Origin of the sequence: Mycoplana azooxidifex, from assembly GCF_014196765.1 — a bacterium.
GTDB lineage: Bacteria > Pseudomonadota > Alphaproteobacteria > Rhizobiales > Rhizobiaceae > Mycoplana > Mycoplana azooxidifex.
Genome location: NZ_JACIEE010000003.1, coordinates 375,520 through 393,321 on the forward strand (window position 1 = coordinate 375,520; position 17,802 = coordinate 393,321).

20 protein-coding genes and 1 tRNA gene are annotated in these 17,802 nt (G+C 64.1%); 14 read left to right on the forward strand and 7 right to left on the reverse strand.

What is annotated here, in order from left to right:
- Positions 1-4 precede the first annotated feature (4 nt).
- Complete coding sequence (locus GGQ64_RS08325) at positions 5-859, reverse strand: prephenate dehydratase (RefSeq protein ID WP_183801990.1); 855 nt, start codon at positions 857-859, stop codon at positions 5-7.
- A gap of 11 nt (positions 860-870) precedes the next feature.
- Entirely contained in the window at positions 871-1,626 is a 756-nt protein-coding gene (locus tag GGQ64_RS08330; RefSeq protein WP_183801993.1) for a 3-deoxy-manno-octulosonate cytidylyltransferase, read from the reverse strand.
- A gap of 146 nt (positions 1,627-1,772) precedes the next feature.
- Here GGQ64_RS08330 and GGQ64_RS08335 point away from each other — a divergent pair, with 146 nt between their 5' ends.
- Positions 1,773-2,411 (forward strand): c-type cytochrome, encoded by a 639-nt coding sequence (locus tag GGQ64_RS08335; protein WP_183801996.1) that lies wholly within the window; start codon positions 1,773-1,775, stop codon positions 2,409-2,411.
- A gap of 158 nt (positions 2,412-2,569) precedes the next feature.
- Here the strand turns inward: GGQ64_RS08335 and GGQ64_RS08340 are convergent, their stop codons facing one another.
- A complete protein-coding gene (locus tag GGQ64_RS08340; RefSeq protein WP_183801999.1) occupies positions 2,570-3,517 on the reverse strand; it encodes an AEC family transporter in 948 nt (315 codons plus the stop codon).
- 458 nt (positions 3,518-3,975) lie between these two features.
- Here GGQ64_RS08340 and GGQ64_RS08345 point away from each other — a divergent pair, with 458 nt between their 5' ends.
- On the forward strand, positions 3,976-4,320 hold the full coding sequence (locus GGQ64_RS08345) for a hypothetical protein (protein WP_183802002.1): 345 nt from the start codon (positions 3,976-3,978) through the stop codon (positions 4,318-4,320).
- Positions 4,321-4,406: 86 nt separating this feature from the next.
- Here GGQ64_RS08345 and GGQ64_RS08350 read toward each other — a convergent pair whose 3' ends face one another.
- Both GGQ64_RS08350 and GGQ64_RS28065 read right to left on the reverse strand, forming a co-directional pair.
- Positions 4,407-4,730: a hypothetical protein gene (locus tag GGQ64_RS08350; protein ID WP_183802005.1), complete on the reverse strand. Its 324-nt coding sequence runs from the start codon at positions 4,728-4,730 to the stop codon at positions 4,407-4,409.
- Positions 4,731-5,258: 528 nt separating this feature from the next.
- Positions 5,259-5,393, reverse strand: a complete 135-nt coding sequence (locus GGQ64_RS28065; protein ID WP_281380510.1) for a hypothetical protein — start codon at positions 5,391-5,393, stop codon at positions 5,259-5,261.
- A 236-nt stretch (positions 5,394-5,629) separates the two neighbouring features.
- Here GGQ64_RS28065 and GGQ64_RS08355 point away from each other — a divergent pair, with 236 nt between their 5' ends.
- The 6 genes from GGQ64_RS08355 to GGQ64_RS08380 all read left to right on the forward strand — a co-directional run bounded on the left by GGQ64_RS08355 (position 5,630) and on the right by GGQ64_RS08380 (position 11,009).
- Entirely contained in the window at positions 5,630-6,346 is a 717-nt protein-coding gene (locus GGQ64_RS08355; protein WP_183802008.1) for a thermonuclease family protein, read from the forward strand.
- 137 nt (positions 6,347-6,483) lie between these two features.
- Positions 6,484-7,245, forward strand: a complete 762-nt coding sequence (gene cmoA / locus GGQ64_RS08360; protein ID WP_183802011.1) for a carboxy-S-adenosyl-L-methionine synthase CmoA — start codon at positions 6,484-6,486, stop codon at positions 7,243-7,245.
- Between the two features lie 10 nt (positions 7,246-7,255).
- Entirely contained in the window at positions 7,256-7,993 is a 738-nt protein-coding gene (locus GGQ64_RS08365; protein ID WP_183802014.1) for a methyltransferase family protein, read from the forward strand.
- A gap of 163 nt (positions 7,994-8,156) precedes the next feature.
- Positions 8,157-8,735: a dual specificity protein phosphatase family protein gene (locus tag GGQ64_RS08370; RefSeq protein ID WP_183802017.1), complete on the forward strand. Its 579-nt coding sequence runs from the start codon at positions 8,157-8,159 to the stop codon at positions 8,733-8,735.
- 105 nt (positions 8,736-8,840) lie between these two features.
- Complete coding sequence (locus tag GGQ64_RS08375; protein ID WP_183802020.1) at positions 8,841-10,130, forward strand: Hsp70 family protein; 1,290 nt, start codon at positions 8,841-8,843, stop codon at positions 10,128-10,130.
- A gap of 180 nt (positions 10,131-10,310) precedes the next feature.
- The gene (locus tag GGQ64_RS08380) at positions 10,311-11,009 is read left to right on the forward strand and encodes a calcium-binding protein (RefSeq protein ID WP_183802023.1); all 699 of its coding nucleotides are present in this window, start codon (positions 10,311-10,313) and stop codon (positions 11,007-11,009) included.
- Positions 11,010-11,124: 115 nt separating this feature from the next.
- Here GGQ64_RS08380 and GGQ64_RS08385 read toward each other — a convergent pair.
- Positions 11,125-11,214 (reverse strand) — tRNA-Ser (locus GGQ64_RS08385).
- A gap of 231 nt (positions 11,215-11,445) precedes the next feature.
- Between GGQ64_RS08385 and GGQ64_RS08390 the strand changes: the two genes are divergently transcribed.
- From GGQ64_RS08390 to GGQ64_RS08400, 3 genes are all read left to right on the forward strand, one after another.
- On the forward strand, positions 11,446-11,763 hold the full coding sequence (locus GGQ64_RS08390) for a hypothetical protein (RefSeq protein ID WP_183802608.1): 318 nt from the start codon (positions 11,446-11,448) through the stop codon (positions 11,761-11,763).
- Between the two features lie 64 nt (positions 11,764-11,827).
- On the forward strand, positions 11,828-12,478 hold the full coding sequence (gene msrA / locus GGQ64_RS08395) for a peptide-methionine (S)-S-oxide reductase MsrA (protein ID WP_183802025.1): 651 nt from the start codon (positions 11,828-11,830) through the stop codon (positions 12,476-12,478).
- Positions 12,479-12,691: 213 nt separating this feature from the next.
- Entirely contained in the window at positions 12,692-13,684 is a 993-nt protein-coding gene (locus tag GGQ64_RS08400) for a BMP family lipoprotein (RefSeq protein WP_183802028.1), read from the forward strand.
- Between the two features lie 68 nt (positions 13,685-13,752).
- On the opposite strand, the gene GGQ64_RS08405 is transcribed toward GGQ64_RS08400, so the two are convergent.
- The gene (locus tag GGQ64_RS08405) at positions 13,753-13,983 is read right to left on the reverse strand and encodes a SlyX family protein (protein WP_183802031.1); all 231 of its coding nucleotides are present in this window, start codon (positions 13,981-13,983) and stop codon (positions 13,753-13,755) included.
- A 177-nt stretch (positions 13,984-14,160) separates the two neighbouring features.
- Here GGQ64_RS08405 and GGQ64_RS08410 point away from each other — a divergent pair, with 177 nt between their 5' ends.
- The 3 genes from GGQ64_RS08410 to GGQ64_RS08420 are packed head-to-tail and all read left to right on the forward strand — an operon-like array spanning position 14,161 to position 17,802.
- A complete protein-coding gene (locus GGQ64_RS08410; protein ID WP_183802611.1) occupies positions 14,161-15,696 on the forward strand; it encodes an ABC transporter ATP-binding protein in 1,536 nt (511 codons plus the stop codon).
- Positions 15,693-16,826: an ABC transporter permease gene (locus tag GGQ64_RS08415; protein WP_183802034.1), complete on the forward strand. Its 1,134-nt coding sequence runs from the start codon at positions 15,693-15,695 to the stop codon at positions 16,824-16,826. Before GGQ64_RS08410 ends, GGQ64_RS08415 begins: the two co-directional genes overlap by 4 nt.
- Before the next feature lie 4 nt (positions 16,827-16,830).
- The gene (locus GGQ64_RS08420) at positions 16,831-17,802 is read left to right on the forward strand and encodes an ABC transporter permease (protein ID WP_183802038.1); all 972 of its coding nucleotides are present in this window, start codon (positions 16,831-16,833) and stop codon (positions 17,800-17,802) included.

The following is a 17,802-nucleotide window of genomic DNA, read 5'->3' on the forward strand; positions in this document are numbered from 1 at the left end:
TGTCCTACATGTTCAGCCGCATCGGATGCGCCCGGTAGGAACCGAGAACGCGGACCTTCTCGGAGAAGAACCGGAGTTCCTCGAGCGCGCGGCGCACATTGGCATCGTCGGGATGACCCTCGATGTCGGCGTAGAACTGGGTGGCGAAGAACTTGCCGCCGATCTGGTAGCTCTCCAGCTTCGTCATGTTGATGCCGTTGGTCGCAAAGCCGCCGAGCCCCTTGTAGAGCGCGGCCGGAATGTTGCGCACGTTGAAGACGAAGGTGGTGACGATAACATCGTCCGGCGTCTTGCGGGCCGGGACGTCCTCCTCTCGGGCGAGGATGACAAAGCGCGTGACGTTGCTTTCGGAATCCTCGACGTTCTCGGCGATGATCTCGAGCCCGTAGAGATCGGCCGCCAGACGCGGGGCAAGGGCCGCCATGCTGCGGTCGCCGGTCTCGGCGACGAGCTTGGCGGCACCGGCGGTGTCGCCGGCGATCACCGGCTTCCAGCCATTCATCCGGACGATCCGCCGGCACTGCCCGAGCGCGTGGATATGGCTGTGGACGGTGCGGATCTCGTCCTTGGCGACGCCGGGCAGGACCATCAGCTGGAAGCGGATCGGCATGAAATATTCGCCGACGATGTGAAGCCGCGATTCCGGCAGCAGGTGATGGATGTCGGCGACCCGCCCGGCAAGCGTGTTCTCGATCGGGATCATCGCAAGATCCGCCTCGCCATTTTCGACCGCGAGGAAGGCTTCCTCGAAGGTCTGGCACGGCAGCGGCTCCATCTGCGGGAACATGTCCCGGCAGGCCATGTCGGAGTTCGCGCCGAACTCGCCCTGGAAGGCAATCCTGTTGTTCTTCTGTATCATGAGGCGGTCCATCAGCGGGGCGCGGCGGAAAGCAGCCGGCGGGCCTTTTCGAGATCGGCGGGAGTATCGACACCGAGGGGAACGGTGTCAACGATCTCGGCATCGATGCGCAGCCCCGCCTCGAGCGCACGCAGTTGCTCCAGCGATTCACGCACTTCCAGCGTCGACGGCGGCAACGAGACGAAGGTTTCGAGCGCCTTGCGGCGGTAGGCATAGAGGCCGATGTGATGGTAGAGCGGGCCGTTGCCGTAAGGCGCCGTCGCGCGGGTGAAATAGAGGGCGCGCAGGCGGCCCGGCCCGATCGGCGAGCCCACGACCTTCACCACGTTCGGGTTGGCCTTCTCCTCCGGATCGGTGATCTCGGTCGTGAGCGTGGCGATATCCGTTGCGGGATCGGCAAGCGGGTTCAGCGCGGCGAGGATGGTGGCCGGATCGATCGTCGGCAGGTCACCCTGGACGTTGATGATGACCTGCGCCTTGCGATCGGGATCGCATTTCAGCAGCGCTTCATGGATCCGGTCGGAGCCGGACTGGTGCTCCACCTTGGTCATGACAACCTCGAAGCCGGCGGCCGCGACCGCATCGAAGGTGTCCTGGTGATCGACGGCGACCACGACGCGACCAGCGCCCGATTCGGCCGCCCGCCGGGCGACCTGCACGATCATCGGCGCGCCCCCGATGTCGGCCAGGGGCTTACCGGGCAGGCGGGTGGACGCCATGCGCGCGGGGATGAGCACGAGCGTCTCTTCAAACTTCGGGGAATTCATGCTTTGCCCTTCAAGGTAGCGGAAAGAGTGTCAAAAGGTCCCAACTCCGGCTGCACAATCACTGTTGCAACGAAGCAGCAAAAGACATAGGTTCCGCGCGATTTCAAGACTGGCGGCAGTGCTGCCGTGTCCCTGGGGAGTAGTGGATGAATCCTTATGTGAACATGGGTGTGGGAGCCCTGCTCGGCACCGTCTTCGTGTTGATGTCGGTATCGATTGCATCGGAAGGCATATTCCATTCGGAGGCCCCCGAGAAGGAGGGATTTGCCATCGTCGCCGCCGAGGCCGCTGCAGAAGGCGGAGAAGCGGCCGGCAGCGGAGAAGCGGCAGTCACCCCCATCGCCACGCTGCTCGCCTCGGCAGACGCCGGCGCCGGCGAAGCCGTCTTCAAGAAGTGTCAGGCCTGTCATAGCGGAGAGAAGGGCGGACCGAACAAGGTCGGCCCCGATCTCTGGGACATCGTCAACCGCCCGGTCGCGGGACACGAGGGCTTCAGCTATTCGGCCGGCATGAAGACCTTTGCCGAAGGCGGCAAGACCTGGGACTTCGAGCACCTCAACCATTTCCTGCTGGCGCCGAAGAAATACGTCGCCGGGACGGCCATGGGCTTTGCGGGCCTGAAGAAGGACGACGAGCGCGCCAACCTGATCGCCTACCTGCGCACGCTCTCCGACAACCCGGCACCGCTGCCTTCGCCATCCGCCGAAGGTGCAGAGGCAACCCCGCCGGCTGCTCCCGAGGGTACTGCTCCCGCCGCGCCCGAAGCCGCGCCGGCCGCCCAGTAAACACCTACGTCATCGTTGCGAATTCGAACCCGGCCATTGGCCGGGTTTTCTTTTGACGGGTGCGCATCCGTGCCAGAAGGAGGCGTTCTCGCCTGGCGATCGCCGCCAACCGACCCGGCTTGTGACGCCATCCTGCTCCTGCCGATCAGCAGAAGCGATTAGAAGACCAGAAGCCACGTCCAGAACGAAACGCTCAAGGCTCCCGCCATCGTCGTCAGGGTTATGGTCGAGGACGCCAGGCCGTGGCCGACGTTGAAGTGGTTGGCCAGAAGCCACGCATTGACGCCCGTCGGCACGGCGGCGGTGAGCACCATGGCGGCGGTCCAGTCCGGGGCCAGGCCGACCAGCCGGCAGGCCACATAGACACTGGCCGGCAACAGAAACAACTTGAACAGCGACATCGTCATTGCGGGCGCGACATTGCCGCGAATCCCGTATTTCACCAGCGCCATGCCGACCGATATCAACGCTGCCGGCGAGGCGATCAGGGCGATCTGGTCGACGATGACCTTCCCCGATCCCTGAAGCGGGACACCGCCCAGGTGAAAGAGTGCGCCGCAGACGAGCCCGATCACCAGGGGGTTACGGGCCAGGCTCTTGCACAGCCCGAACAACACGGCAATCACGCTTTGCGGCGGGCGTATGCCTTCGCGACGCTCGGCGAGTTCCATCATCAACGTCCCGGCGACCATCATCACCGGCAGATGAACCGAAAGCAGTACGGAGATCGCGACCAGACCGTCCTTGCCGATGATATTGGCGACCAGGGGAAGGCCGATGAAGACCGTATTGGCGAAGGCGGACGAGACGCCTGCCAGTACACCGACGCGACGGTCACGGCGGAAGACCAGGGTGGCGGTCAAATGCGCGATCGTCCATGTTACGGCGACGCCGGCGAAGTAAGCGACCCAGATACGCCAAGGTGCCTCATCCGTGAATGTCGCCTCGGCAATCGTGCGAAACAGAAGCACCGGCACGGCGACGCGGAAAACGAATTCGCCCAACGCATCGCCTATCGAGGATTGCAGGTAGCCCGTGCGGACGAGAAGCCATCCGAGCAGGATAAGGGCGAAGAGGGGAACTACATTCAGTGCGATTTCGGCCATGGCAGCAAGGTGAGGGAGGAGAGGTGTCAGGAGAGACGAAGGACCAGCGGAAGCCGCCGTCGCTTCCGATGCCTAGCGGAACCCGCCGACCCGGTCCACCGCAAACCTCGCCAAAGTGAAAAAAGCGGGGCCGTGACCCCGCTTCCTCATTCCCGGAGAACTCCGGGAAGATATCCGCCGGCTGCCAGTACATCCGTGGTCAGCGTCGTCGGACAAATCTGTTTCCGCCTTGCGGCGGGTGCCTTTGAACGTTTTCTAGCCATCGACGGTTACAACCGTGTGACATGCTCCGGCTCGGCACCGATAGCCTCAGCATCATCGCCTTTGGTTAGCAAATGGTTAACGCGTGTCTCTCTTCGATGATAAACTGGCATTGCGGATCGAAATCCGGTCTGGTGGAACCCGAGACCGCCCTTGCCAGTTTCTTGCCTGTAAACCCCCGGATCAGGAGAATTCTCATGGTAGATGAAAAGCAGCCGCCCCGGCGCGCATCCCTCGGCGTCGTCGCCGGTGACACGAAGACAGGCAAGGCAATCGAGGATGCAAGGCAAACCCTGTCCGCCGATGCGGCAGACGCCGAGGCAGCAAAGGCCGCGATCACCGAGCAAGTGGCTGTACTGAAGGAAGAAGTCGCCCGGCTTCGCGAGAGCCTTGGCGTCATCGCCGAAAGCAGCGGGCAGTATGCGGTCTCGCGCGTGAACTCGGTGCGGGAGGACGTGCGTGTCGCCGTTGCCGCCAACCCGCTCGGTGCGCTGTTCGGCGCTGCGCTGGTGGGCTACCTGCTCGGGCTCCGGCGACGCTGAAACAGCGCCGCCGTGCAGGCGAAAAAGAATACGTGTTCCTGCGAATCGAGCGCCGCCCCGGTCGGGGCGGCGCTTTCTTCTGCGTCCTATCGCCAATAGCGGCTGCGCGGCGTCCGGTCTTCGACGCTGCCGAGCAGGTAGCCGAGGACGACACCGGCCAGTCCGGCGGCCAGAACCAGCGTCGAGACTGCGGCCGGATGCTCGCGCGCGGCGTCGGCCACTGCGGCTCCTTCCGAACGGACATAGCCCGCGCCCTGCTTGGCGGCCGCGCGCACGGATCGTCCCGCCTTGCCGGCGCGATCGCGGACCTCACCGATCGCCTGCGAGGATTGGGTCGCCACCTCCTTGCGCAATTTGTCGATTTCATCGCGGAGGTTTGCAAGCTGCGTCTGGGCGTCGAATTCTGCCATGTTTTTTCTCCTCTCGAGGAAGTTCAGCTGTTTCCGGCGGGGGCAAGCAGGGCTGACTGCTGCCGGGCGGCCGATGGGAACGAGTCACCACAGGCCTATGCCCGCGACACGGACAGAACGACCGAAGCGGCATTGCGGTTCCGACGCGCGCTTCGGATGAATCACAGCCCGCCGATTCTGTACGGCATCACCCGGACGGCTCGGAGTTGGAGCAAAGGCCGCCATGCCATTCTGCGAGCCTCGACGGCACCGGTCACGCTCTTCAAGCGGCTGAAAAAAGGCGCCGGAGCGACCAGATCACAACAAGAGCGGCACGCCCCAACAGGAAAGCCCGGCGCTGTGCGGGCGCCGGGAGGTACAGGTTGGGGCATTTTCTGGGGTGGCGCCGGCGCCACACATAGAAACTTAAATGCAATCAGCGTTTGTTCCAAGTAGAATAATACACTCTAGCTCGAATTATCGAGTTCTATAGCTCTTCGACCCGGCGCAGCACTGCAGTTCGTCGTTCGGCGCAACCTCTCCCGCAGGCTATTCGACGACAGCCACCTGCTCAGCTTCGTTCAACTGCGAATAGTGATCGACCATGTCTGGAACGAGCGCCAGTCCGAACATGACGGCGACAAACGTGACGAATACCGTCACGGACAGGGTAGTGCGAAGCATATCGGCCTTCCTTTCACGGGATGAGGCTACACCATGGCGGATGGCCGCGTCGGTCTTTTCTGAACGCCAGATGAACAAAAAACCGTTATCGGGGGAAGTAACGAAAAGTATACGCCTGTTATGCGCGCGGTGCGTCATCGCCTGCTCCGCGCCCGCCGGGGCAGCCAATCCTTTGACATCGGGATCCAAGCGAGGGTACCAACGGCTACCTGCTCACGATCGATTCCGGACACGCCATGCCACCGAAGAAACAGCGCAAGCGCCGTTCGACTGCCCGACGGCCGACCACCGCACGCGGCCGCATGTGGCCTTGGTATCTCCTGGCCATCACCATCGTCGGCGCCATCGTCGCGCGCGAGAACCTCGACGACCTGACGGCCTGGTTGCGACCCGGCAATACGATCCGCTCTACCGCACAGCCCGCCCCCTCCCGCCCGAAGCTGGCCGAACCGCCGCGGAACGTGCCGAAGCGCACCGAGGCATCCGCCGAGCGGCGTCCCCCTCCAGCCGTGGCTGAAGCGCCGACCCCGGGCCCGCGGCCGCCCGAGGCGATCCCCGGGGCGGTACCTGGGACGGCACCAGGGGCGATACCCGCAGCCGGCGACGAGGCGGCCTTCTTCTATTGCGGCATCAAGCAGGACAACTGCGTCGTCGACGGCGCCAACTTCATCTACCGCGGCGCCAAAGTCCGCCTGGCGGACATCTACGTGCCGGCGACCAAGGAGGCGAAATGCGACCACGAACGCAACCTCGGCGGGGACGCGAAGGAGGCGCTGCGGATCCTGCTCAACGCCGGCGATTTCGAGCTTGCGACCTGGAAGCCGATCGACGAGGACCAGTATGGCCGCAAGCTGCGGGTCGTCGTTCGCCACGGCAAGTCGATCGGCGATGCGATGGTGGCGCGAGGGCTGGCGCGCCCGTGGACGGGGCAGCGCGAATCGTGGTGCCCGTGAGGCCGACCGGCAGCTAAAGCAGGATCGCTCCGGGTCATTCCGCCGTGCAGACTGCCCCTGGATAGCGAAGCCTTCAGGTCTCTGTCAGCTTTGGGTGTCGTACGTGTCGCCGTGTGAGCAGCGCATGGAGACGCGACATGAGCGAGAACAAGTGGCGGCTGACGCTTCATACAAATCAGCGCGACGAGCTTTTTGCCCGCCAGGAAGAGCCAATCGGCGATTTTGCATTCGACTCCGGCGTTGCCGACGTGTTCGACGACATGGTGAGCAGGTCCGTTCCCCACTATGACGAAATGCAGCGGATGGCCTGCGAACTGGCCAGGGATTTCGCTCGCAGCGGGACCAATCTCTACGACATCGGCTGCTCGACAGCCACGACGCTGCTGAGCCTCGATCGGGAGATCGAGGAGGGCGTCGCATTCGTCGGCATCGACAATGCGCCGGACATGCTTCAGAAAGCGGCCCAGAAGATCGAGGCTGCGGGAACGCGGCGGCCGATCGATCTGAGGGTGGCCGATATCCACCAGGGGTTCGTCATCGACAATGCCAGCGTCGTCACGATGCTGCTGACGCTCCAGTTCGTCCGGCCGCTCCACCGCGAGCGCGTGCTGAGCACGGTCCACCGCGGCCTGAACGATCAGGGATGCCTCTTGCTGATAGAAAAGGTGACGAGCGAGGAAACCGCGTTCAACCGGCTTTTCATCCAGCACTACTACGATTTCAAGCGCAGAAACGGATATTCCGAGATCGAGATCGCCAAGAAGAGGGAGGCGCTGGAGAACGTCCTGATTCCGTATCGCCTGGAGGAGAACACGCAGCTTCTGAAGGAGGTGGGGTTCAGCAGCGTCGAGGTGTTCTTCCGGTGGTACAACTTCTGCGCCCTTGTCGCGGTCAAGTGAGGACAGGGCGATGGAACCCGTCACCGTCACTATCGGCAACTTCTTCTTCCGGTTCCGCAACCTGGCCTTTCCCCTGGTGATCGTCGCGCTTTTCCTGACGAGGGCGCCGACGATTCCAACGGCGGATGGAGACGCGATCGAGCGGCTGCGGGAAGCGGTGGCCCTGCTGTTCGTCTTCTGCGGCCTTGGCCTGAGGGCGCTCGTGATCGGTTATGCCTACATCCAGCGCGGCGGAAAGAACAAGCGGGTCTATGCCAAGCACCTGGTCACCGAGGGCATGTTCGGCGTCTGCCGCAATCCGCTTTATGTCGGCAACATGCTGCTCTACTTCGGCCTGTTCCTGTTTCACGGAGATCCGGCCGTGGTACTGATCGGCACCTGCCTGTTTTTATTCATCTACCATTGCATCGTTCGCGCGGAGGAGGATTTTTTGTGGGAGAAGTTCGGCGACGCTTATGATCGCTACCGGGCGGACGTGCCCCGCTGGTCGATGCGGTGGTCGAATCTTGCCGCCTCCACGCAAGGTATGCGGTTCAGCTTTCTTCGTGTCCTTGCGAAGGACTATTCGACGATCGCGGCTGCCGCCTTCGCCGTCATTGCAACGGAAATCTATCGCATTGCATTTTCCGACGTTGCAGATCAAAGCGCCAGTTACCTTGTCCTGCTGGCCCTGGTGATGCTCGTGATCGGCGTCGCCACCGCCGTCATCAGCTACCTGAAGAGGGCCGGCGCGTTCAAGGAGGCGTGAAGCCTCCCCAATGGCGACCCAAGCACGGCGACAAGGTGTACGCAGGCGGGTGCTTCCCAACCGGCTCCAATCATCATCGGCATCGATTTGGCACCACCCCTTCAGGTGGTTGTCAGGCAAAGACTGCATTCAGCGGGTGGTCCTCCACGGTGTGAGTGCGAACATGCGTCTTCTTCCTGCGCGTAAACCCCTGACGGCATTTGCCACGCTTTGCCTGCTTGCCGGGGCTGTCCTTGGCGGCTATGCGGCAAATCTGCAGGTCACCGGCAATTTCCATACGGTCATCGAGGGCGAGCTCTACCGCTCGGCCCAGCCAAACCCGGCACAGCTCGAGTCCTATGTGAGAGACCACGGCATCCGGACCATCATCAATCTTCGCGGCGAGAATGCCCGCGCGCCCTGGTACGAGGCCGAGCTTCAGACCGCCCGCGCGCTCGGCGTTCATCACATCGACTATCGCATGTCGGCATCGAAGGAGCTTTCGACGAGCCGGGCGGATGAACTCGTTGCCATCATGGCGGCAGCGGAGAAGCCGATCCTCATCCATTGCCAGGCCGGATCCGACCGGACCGGATTGGCGTCGGCGCTCTACAGCCTCCGCGTCGCCGGACGCCGTGAAAGCGAGGCAGAACGGCAGTTGTCGTTCTACTTCGGCCATGTGGGCATTCCGCATCTGTCGTCGGCCTATGCGATGGACACGAGCTGGGAGACGTTCGAGGCGTACTACGCGCCGGAAGGGTAGCAATGTCGGCCCGCGCGGCGAACCGCCGGACCGCTGGCCTTGCTTTTGCCCGGCGGACGTGGGAGGAGGCGCTCCCTTCCGCCTTCCCCTCACATCGGACCCGTCATGACGACCGCCTACGGCCTCGACTTCGGCACCACCAATTCCGTTCTTGCGACCGCCACCGGAACATCGACGCAGTCCGTCCTCATGCACACGCCGGCGGGCGAGACGGATACGCTCAGGACCGCGCTCTCCTTCATGAAGAGCGGCATGCGGGAACTCGCCTGCGAGGCCGGGCCCGCCGCCATCGCGCAATTCATCGACAATCCGGGCGAATGCCGGTTTCTCCAGTCGATCAAGACGTTCGCCGCCTCGCCGCTATTCCAGGGCACACTGATTTTCTCCAAGCGCTTCGCCTTCGAAGACATCATGCACGCCTTCCTCTCCCGCCTGCGGGACTATGCCGGCGACGCGCTGGACGGTCGTGCGGGACGGGTCGTCGTCGGCCGCCCGGTGCGATTCGCCGGCAGCAATCCGGACGAGCGGCTGGCGACGGAGCGCTACAACGCGGCCCTCGGCCGCTTCGGCTTCCCCGAGATCTACCATGTCTATGAGCCGGTCGCCGCCGCGTTCTATTTCGCGCGCAACCTCGAGCGCGACGCCACCGTGCTCGTCGCCGATTTCGGCGGAGGCACGACGGACTATTCGCTGATCCGCTTCGAGAGCCACGCCGGGCGGATGACCGCGACGCCGCTCGGCCATTCCGGCGTCGGCGTGGCCGGCGACAATTTCGATTTCCGCATCATCGACAACATCGTCTCCCCGATCATCGGCAAGGGCTCGATGTTCAGGAGCTTCGACAAGGTGCTCGAGGTGCCCTCGAGCTACTATGCGAACTTCGGGCGCTGGAACCAGCTTTCCATCTTCAAGACGCTGCGCGATTTCGCGGAACTGAAGAAACTGGTCCAGGCCAGCCTGGAACCGGAGAAGCTCGAAACCTTCGTCGACCTCATCGAGATGGATGAAGGCTATCCGCTCTACCAGGCCGTCTCGGCCACGAAGATGCGGCTTTCGGCGGCCGAGGAAACGGAATTCTCCTTTCCGCCGCTCGGCGAGGGCGCGCGCCAGGTGGTCCGGCGGACCGATTTCGAGAGCTGGATCGCTCCCGAACTCCAGCAGATCGAAAGCGCGCTGGACGACGTCCTGGCGAAGACGAGCATGACGGCCGGCGATATCGACAAGGTGTTCCTCACCGGCGGGACGTCGTTCGTCCCCGCGGTCCGGCGGCTGTTCGAGCAACGCTTCGACCGCGGCCGCATCGAGAGCGGCGGCGAACTGCTGTCCATCGCCCATGGCCTCGCCCTGATCGGCGCGCGGGACGATATCGCCGACTGGTCGGCCAGATCGATCTGACCCGCGACCGCTCGCGCCGCCGCCCGCAAAAGCGTATCGGCGTCGGGAAGGCCGCCACTATCGGCTGAAGATTGCCGACTGAAAGGCCGCCCTTGGAGAGAGGCACGTAGTCCATAGGATCGATTGAGGGACGATGAAGCCGCCCTACCTGTCTCCATCTTTTCGTGGGAGGGCAGCAACATGGTTCGCAAGACAGGCACATCTTCCGGCAACACGCTCAGGGGCACAAACGCCGATGACCGCCTTGAAGGGCGCGGCGGAAACGACGCGCTCTACGGCCTGGGTGGCGAGGACAGGCTCAAGGGCGACAGCGGCAACGACACCCTCTCCGGCGGCAACGGAGACGACCGGCTGGAGGGCGGCAGTGGGGCCGACACTCTCCGCGGTGGGAAAAACGCGGACCGGCTGGAAGGCAACCGCGGGGACGATTTCCTGTATGGAGACGCCGGAGACGACGAACTGAGAGGCGGTAACGGCGGCGACCTCCTGAAGGGCGGCGCCGGCGCGGACAAGCTCCGCGGAGACCTCGGCCAGGACGATCTCTACGGGGGAGGCGGCGCCGACCGGTTCATCTTCAAGAGCGTCGCCGAGTCGACCGTGGGCCCCAACGGTCGCGACACGATCTACGACTTCAGCCTCAACGGAGGCGATCGCATCGACGTCTCGTCGATCGACGCAAATGGCATATCGTCCGACGGCAATCAGAAATTCCGGTTCATAGGAGACGCCGACTTTCACGGCCGCGCCGGAGAACTTCGCTATGAAAAACGCTCCGGCGATACCATCGTGTCTGCCGACCGCAACGGCGACGGCAAGGCAGACTTCGCGATCCGCCTCGACGACCCGCTGGACCTGGAGAGGGGCGATTTCATCCTTTAAGCCAACAGGCCAGCCGGCCGGCGCTGGCCTTGACCCAGCACCTTGCGCACGCGAGCGCAATCGTTAGGGCGCTCGGTCAAGAAACCACCAAAAGAACTATTATATCAATGAAAAATGGCGGACAGAGCGGGATTCGAACCCGCGATACGCTTCCACGTATACACACTTTCCAGGCGTGCGCCTTCAACCACTCGGCCACCTGTCCATCCGCAGCAACCGGTGGTCAATCCGGTGCTGGCCGCCTTGCTGTTTCCAGTTGGCGGGACGGCGCGGTATATACCGATGATGGCCGCGGGATCAACCGCTTTCTGACAGAATTTTGAAGGTGTTCGATCGCGTTGCGTCAAGGCCGATTGCAACGGATGGCGACGCCACTTATCTATAGGCGGAAGCAAGGGAGTGGGCCAAAGGTCCTGCCGGAGTGATACCGTCGATGATACGCTTCGTTTTCAGGATGCTCAGTCTGGTGGCCTTGGCGCTCGCCGTGATGGCGGCGTCGCTGGATGCGATCCAGTCCGTGGCGGCGTCCACGCCCGTGCTGACGCCGCTGGCGGTTGCCTGGAGTGCGGTCAGTCCCGAATCGATCGCGTTCGTCGCCGACACGCTGATGAACCGCGTGCATCCGGTCCTCTGGGACCCGGCGACGCTCTGGGTGCTGTCGCAGCCGGCGGCGATCGTGCTGCTGGTGCTGGCGCTGCTGCTCTGGATGATCGGCTACAAGCGCCGGCCGTTCGCGGGCCGCTTCACCGCCTGAAGGACTGTGTCCTGAACAACCATGAAAGACGCCCGGCCATCCGGGCTTGAAAGGAGTAGTTCGCGTGTTCCTGATCGACATGTTCAACAAGAAGACGACGATGCCGGCGCCAGACGGTGCACTTCCCGGCCGCGCGGAGGCGATCCCGACGGCGGAGACGCATTTCGTCAACGGGCGCCCGCTGAAGGGGCCCTACCCCGACAATACCCGCAGCATCCTGCTCGGGCTCGGCTGCTTCTGGGGTGCGGAGCGCCTCTACTGGCAGATCCCGGGGGTGTATGTGACGGCGGCCGGGTATTCCGGCGGGTTCACGCCGAACCCCACCTACCAGGAGACGACGACGGGATTGACCGGGCATACCGAGGTGGTCCGCGTCGTCTACGATCCGAAGGTCGTGTCGCTGGAGGACCTTCTGAAGGTCTTCTTCGAGCAGCACGACCCGACCCAGGGCATGCGCCAGGGCAACGATATCGGCACGACCTACCGTTCGGCGATCTACACGACCGGCGACGACCAGTTGGAGACGGTCCTGAAGGTCCGCGATCAGTATCAGGCCGCCCTCGACGCGGCCGGCCACGGCAGCAGGATCACGACGGAAATCGGCCCGGCCGGTGCGTTCTATTTCGCCGAGCCCTATCACCAGCAGTATCTGGCAAAGAATCCCGGCGGCTACTGCGGCCTGCGCGGGACCGGCGTCTCCTGCGCCATCGGTTGACGGCGCCTCTCCCGGTTGCAACGAAACCTTCAACAGCGGGCCCTGGCGGGCCCGCGCGTTTTTTTACCAACTGAAAAAATTGTCGTGAAATTTTGCGGTGGGCGTGCAAGGATCGCCCGGTCTGATCCTCGGGAACAGGGTTGGCGCTCCGCAGACCGTCATTTACGGACGTGCGGGAGGACCCAAAAAAATCAATAGCAACAGGGCTGCACGATGAAAAAAACCTTGCTTACTTTCCTCGCCACTGCGGCCATGTCGGCAACCGCGCTTGCGGCCGACATCAAGCCGGCGATCATCTACGACCTCGGCGGCAAGTTCGACAAATCCTTCAACGAAGCAGCCTTCAACGGCGCCGAAAAGTTCAAGGCCGAGACCGGCATCGAATATCGCGACTTCGAGATCGCCAACGACGCGCAGCGCGAACAGGCGCTCCGCCGCTTCGCCGGCGACGGCAACAACCCGATCGTGATGGCCGGCTTCTCCTGGGCCGCCACGCTGGAGAAGGTCGCAGCCGAGTATCCGGACACCAAGTTCGCCATCATCGACATGGTGGTCGACAAGCCGAACGTCCGCTCCGTCGTCTTCAAGGAAGAAGAAGGCTCCTGGCTCGCCGGCATCCTGGCGGCCATGGCGTCCAAGTCCAAGACCGTCTCCTTTGTCGGCGGCATGGACATCCCGCTGATCCACAAGTTCGCCTGCGGCTATATCGGCGGCGCGAAGTCGACCGGCTCCGACGTGAACGTGCTGGAAGCCTACACCGGCACCACGCCCGACGCCTGGAACGACCCCGTCAAGGGCGGCGAAATCGCCAAGTCGCAGTTCGACCAGGGGTCGGACGTCGTCTATCACGCAGCCGGCGGTACCGGCGTGGGCGTCCTGCAGGCGGCGGCCGATGCCGGCAAGCTCGGCATCGGCGTCGATTCCAACCAGAACATGCTGCACCCCGGCAAGGTCCTGACCTCGATGCTCAAGCGCGTCGACGTCGCCGTCTACGACGCCTTCAAGTCGGCGAACGAGGACAAGTTCACCCCCGGCATCAACGTTCTCGGCCTCAAGGAGGACGGTGTCGGCGTCGCCATGGACGACAACAACGCACCGCTGATCACGCCGGAAATGAAGGCTGCCGTCGACAAGGCCAAGGCCGACATCATCGCCGGCACGGTCACCGTCCACGACTACATGTCGGACGAAACCTGCCCGTATTGATCGTCATTGCCACAGGAAGCCCGCCGGTCTCGCAACGAGCCGGCGGGCTTTCCGTTTCTGCCGGAGTATCAGTAGTGCGGCGGACGGGTGATCGCTGGCGCCTCGAGCGCGCTCTCCTCCAGGGCGAGGAAGCGATCGGTCAGCCGGTCCAGCTTTGCGCGCATCTGCTCGACCACCTTCCACTGCTGCGTCAACTGGTCGGAAAGCTCCTCGATGGTGCGGTTCTGGTGGGCCAGATGCTCCTCCAGGGCGGCAATGCGACCGGCATGGTCGTCGGCGGGGTTCACGGGATTGGTCATGGTTCGTCGGCCTTCCGCTTCGTTGCGGTGGATCTATCGAATGACGCAGCCGCCCGCAATGATGCTGGACAAGCGGAACGGAAGCAACAAGACTGAACAGAAGACTGGCCGGAGGTGGGGCCGCAAGTCCGCGTCAGACGGACGGACGGCTTCCACATGCGAGAACAACGGATCGTCATGGGTGAACTGGCAATCGAACTGAAAGGCATCGACAAGAGCTTCGGCCTCGTCCATGCCAACAAGGACATCAACCTGAAGGTCCGAAAAGGGACCATTCACGGCATCATCGGCGAGAACGGGGCGGGCAAGTCGACGCTGATGTCCATCCTCTACGGCTTCTACCAGGCCGATCGCGGCGAGATCCTGGTCGACGGACGCGCCATCAGCATACGCGATCCGAACGCGGCGATCGCAGCCGGCATCGGCATGGTCCACCAGCACTTCATGCTGGTGGAGAACTTCACGGTCCTGGAAAACGTCATGCTGGGCGCCGAGGACAGCTGGATCCTGAACGCCGGCATTACCAAGGCGCGGGCCGAGCTGAAGCGGCTGGAAAAGGAGTATGCACTGGAGGTCGATCCCGACGCGGTGATCGAGGAACTGCCGGTCGGGCTGCAGCAGCGCGTCGAGATCCTGAAGGCGCTCTACCGCAAGGCCGACATCCTGATCCTGGACGAGCCGACGGGCGTGCTCACGCCGGCAGAGGCAGACCACCTGTTCCGGATTCTCGAACAACTGAAGGCACAGGGCAAGACGGTCATCCTGATCACCCACAAGCTGCGCGAGATCATGGCGATCACCGACGAGGTCTCCGTCATGCGCCGCGGCGAGATGGTGGCGACGCGCGAGACGGACAAGACGTCAGTGGAGGAACTGGCCGAGCTGATGGTCGGCCGCCGCGTGCTGCTGCGCGTGGAGAAGGGCGCGGCACATCCGGGCGACGTCAAGCTCTCGGTGAAGAACCTGACCGTGCGCGACGGCCGCGGCGTGACGATGGTCGACGACGTCTCTCTCGACCTGCGCGCCGGCGAGATCGTCGGTATCGCGGGCGTCGCCGGCAACGGCCAGTCGGAGCTTCTGGAGGCGATCGCCGGTATCCGTCGCGCCGTCTCCGGCCGCGTCGAGCTGAACGGCCGGGCGATCGACGTCACCGGCCATGCCGATCCGGCCGAGTTGCGCCAGCGCGGGCTGGCGCATGTGCCGGAAGACCGCCACCATGTCGGCCTGGTGCTGAAATTCGAGGAGAGCGAGAACGCCATCCTCGGCTATCACGACGATCCGAAATACCGCAAAGGCTTTATCCTCGACGTCGACGCGATCCGCGCCGACGCAGAGGAGAAGATCCAGAAATACGACATCCGCCCACCGAACGCGCGGCTGAAGACGGCCAATTTCTCCGGCGGCAACCAGCAGAAGATCGTGCTGGCCCGCGAGATGGAGCGCGGGCCGGATGTGCTGATCATCGGCCAACCGACGCGCGGCGTCGACGTCGGCGCGATCGAATTCATCCACAAGCGCATCATCGAGATGCGCGACCAGGGCAAGGCGGTGCTGCTCGTCTCGGTCGAGCTCGACGAGATCCGGGCGCTGTCCGACCGGATCCTCGTGATGTTTGCCGGCCGCGTCGTCGGCGAACGCGCGCCCGATGCCTCCGAAGGCGAGCTCGGCCTGCTGATGGCCGGCGTCGAAGGCCCGAAGGAGGCCGCGCAATGAGCACCCCCTATGCGAAGCTGCCGGGCTGGGTCGAGTATGGCCTCATCCCGCTCGTCAATCTCCTCGTCGCCTTTGCGGTCGCCGGCCTCGTCGTGCTGCTCGTCGGCGAGAGCCCGCTGGAGGCGGCCTACCACATGATCAACGGCGCCTTCGGGCGCGGCGAGTACATCGGCTTCACGCTCTACTACGCCACCACCTTCATCTTCACCGGGCTCGCGGTCGCCGTCGCCTTCCATGCCGGGCTGTTCAACATCGGCGGCGAGGGGCAGGCCTATGTCGCCGGCATCGGCGTGGCGCTTGCCTGCCTCTGGCTCGACCGCCTGATGCCCTGGTATGTCGTGTTTCCGATCGCGATCCTCGGGGCAGCGCTCTTCGGCGCCGCCTGGGCGTTCCTGCCCGGCTGGCTGCAGGCCAAGCGCGGCAGCCATATCGTCATCACTACGATCATGTTCAACTTCATCGCCGCGAGCCTGATGAACTACATGCTCAACCGGGTGATGAAGCCGCTCGGCTCCATGTCGCTGGAGACGCGCACTTTCGACGCCGGCGGGCAGCTGCCGAAGCTCGACTGGCTGATGGCGATGTTCGGGCTCAGCGTCGGCACCTCTCCCTTCAACGTCACCTTCCTGCTGGCGCTCGCAGCCGCCTTCGGCGTCTGGGTGCTGATCTGGCGCACGAAGCTCGGCTACGAGATGCGCACCATGGGCCATAGCCCGCAGGCTGCCCGCTACGCCGGCATCAAGGAGGCCCGTATCATCGTCATCACCATGATGATCTCCGGCGCGCTCGCCGGCATGATGGCGCTGAACCCGATCATGGGCGAGACCTACCGCATGCAGCTCGACTTCGTGCAGGGCGCCGGTTTCGTCGGCATCGCCGTGGCGCTGATGGGACGTTCGCATCCGGCCGGGATCATTCCGGCGGCGATCCTGTTCGGCGTGCTCTACCAGGGCGGCGCCGAGATCGCCTTCGAGATGCCGTCGATCTCGCGCGACATGATCGTCATCATCCAGGGTCTCGTGATCCTCTTCGCCGGCGCGCTGGAGCACATGTTCCGCCCCGCCATCACCCGCGCCGTCCTAGCCTTCTCCGGGCGCGGACGCACGGACGCGGCCGTCAAGGGAGCCTGAGTCCATGGATTTCCTTCAGCTCTTCCTCGAGCTCGCGCAGTCGACCGTCCGGCTTTCGACGCCCTTGATCCTAGCCGCACTTGCCGGCCTCTTCACCGAGCGCGCCGGCGTGTTCGACATCGGCCTGGAAGGCAAGATGCTGGGGGGCGCCTTTGCCGCCGGCTGCGTCGCCTTCGTCGCGCAATCGGCGATGGCCGGGCTGCTCGCCGCCATCGTCGTCTCCGTCCTTCTGTCGCTGGTGCACGGCTATGCCTCGATCACCCAGCGCGGCAACCAGATCGTCTCGGGCGTCGCCATCAACTTCATCGTCGCCGGCTCCACGGTCATTCTCGGAGAGGCCTGGTTCCACCAGGGCGGCCGCACGCCGGCGCTCGCCGAAGGCGCCCGCTTCCAGGCGATCGAGCTTCCCTTCACCGAGGCCCTGCGCGGTGTTCCGCTGCTCGGACCGATCTACGCCGACCTGATCTCCGGCCACCAGGCTCTGACCTATCTCGCTTTCCTGATGGTGCCGGCCAGCTGGTGGATCCTCTATCGCACGCGGTTCGGCCTGCGGCTGCGGGCGGTCGGCGAAAACCCGGGCGCGGTCGATACGGCCGGCATTTCGGTGATCTGGATGCGCTACCGCGGGGTGATCTGCTGCGGCATCCTGTGCGGCATTGCCGGCGCCTACCTGTCGCTGGCGGCCAATGCCGGCTGGACCAAAGGGATGACGGCGGGCAAGGGCTACATCGCGCTCGCCGCCCTGATCTTCGCCAAGTGGCGGCCCGTCCCCGTGATGTTCGCCTGCCTCCTGTTCGGCTTCCTCGACGCGTTCGCGATCCGCTACCAGAGCACGCCCCTGCCCCTGATCGGCAAGGTGCCGGTACAATTGATGCAGGCCCTGCCCTATATCCTCACCGTCGTCCTGCTGGCAGGCTTCATCGGCAAGGCCATTCCGCCGAGGGCCGGCGGCGTCCCGTATGTGAAGGAGCGGTGA

Excerpts from the sequence above, each read along its gene's own strand:
- GGQ64_RS08405 (WP_183802031.1), bottom strand. The coding sequence starts at position 13,983 with ATGACCAATCCCGTGAACCCCGCCGACGACCATGCCGGTCGCATTGCC.
- GGQ64_RS08340 (WP_183801999.1), bottom strand. The coding sequence starts at position 3,517 with ATGGCCGAAATCGCACTGAATGTAGTTCCCCTCTTCGCCCTTATCCTG.
- GGQ64_RS08325 (WP_183801990.1), bottom strand. The coding sequence starts at position 859 with ATGATACAGAAGAACAACAGGATTGCCTTCCAGGGCGAGTTCGGCGCG.
- GGQ64_RS08350 (WP_183802005.1), bottom strand. The coding sequence starts at position 4,730 with ATGGCAGAATTCGACGCCCAGACGCAGCTTGCAAACCTCCGCGATGAA.
- GGQ64_RS08400 (WP_183802028.1), top strand. The coding sequence starts at position 12,692 with ATGAAAAAAACCTTGCTTACTTTCCTCGCCACTGCGGCCATGTCGGCA.
- GGQ64_RS08335 (WP_183801996.1), top strand. The coding sequence starts at position 1,773 with ATGAATCCTTATGTGAACATGGGTGTGGGAGCCCTGCTCGGCACCGTC.
- GGQ64_RS08370 (WP_183802017.1), top strand. The coding sequence starts at position 8,157 with ATGCGTCTTCTTCCTGCGCGTAAACCCCTGACGGCATTTGCCACGCTT.
- cmoA (WP_183802011.1), top strand. The coding sequence starts at position 6,484 with ATGAGCGAGAACAAGTGGCGGCTGACGCTTCATACAAATCAGCGCGAC.
- GGQ64_RS08355 (WP_183802008.1), top strand. The coding sequence starts at position 5,630 with ATGCCACCGAAGAAACAGCGCAAGCGCCGTTCGACTGCCCGACGGCCG.
- GGQ64_RS28065 (WP_281380510.1), bottom strand. The coding sequence starts at position 5,393 with ATGCTTCGCACTACCCTGTCCGTGACGGTATTCGTCACGTTTGTCGCC.
- GGQ64_RS08365 (WP_183802014.1), top strand. The coding sequence starts at position 7,256 with ATGGAACCCGTCACCGTCACTATCGGCAACTTCTTCTTCCGGTTCCGC.
- GGQ64_RS08330 (WP_183801993.1), bottom strand. The coding sequence starts at position 1,626 with ATGAATTCCCCGAAGTTTGAAGAGACGCTCGTGCTCATCCCCGCGCGC.
- GGQ64_RS08410 (WP_183802611.1), top strand. The coding sequence starts at position 14,161 with ATGGGTGAACTGGCAATCGAACTGAAAGGCATCGACAAGAGCTTCGGC.
- GGQ64_RS08345 (WP_183802002.1), top strand. The coding sequence starts at position 3,976 with ATGGTAGATGAAAAGCAGCCGCCCCGGCGCGCATCCCTCGGCGTCGTC.
- GGQ64_RS08380 (WP_183802023.1), top strand. The coding sequence starts at position 10,311 with ATGGTTCGCAAGACAGGCACATCTTCCGGCAACACGCTCAGGGGCACA.
- GGQ64_RS08415 (WP_183802034.1), top strand. The coding sequence starts at position 15,693 with ATGAGCACCCCCTATGCGAAGCTGCCGGGCTGGGTCGAGTATGGCCTC.
- GGQ64_RS08420 (WP_183802038.1), top strand. The coding sequence starts at position 16,831 with ATGGATTTCCTTCAGCTCTTCCTCGAGCTCGCGCAGTCGACCGTCCGG.
- GGQ64_RS08375 (WP_183802020.1), top strand. The coding sequence starts at position 8,841 with ATGACGACCGCCTACGGCCTCGACTTCGGCACCACCAATTCCGTTCTT.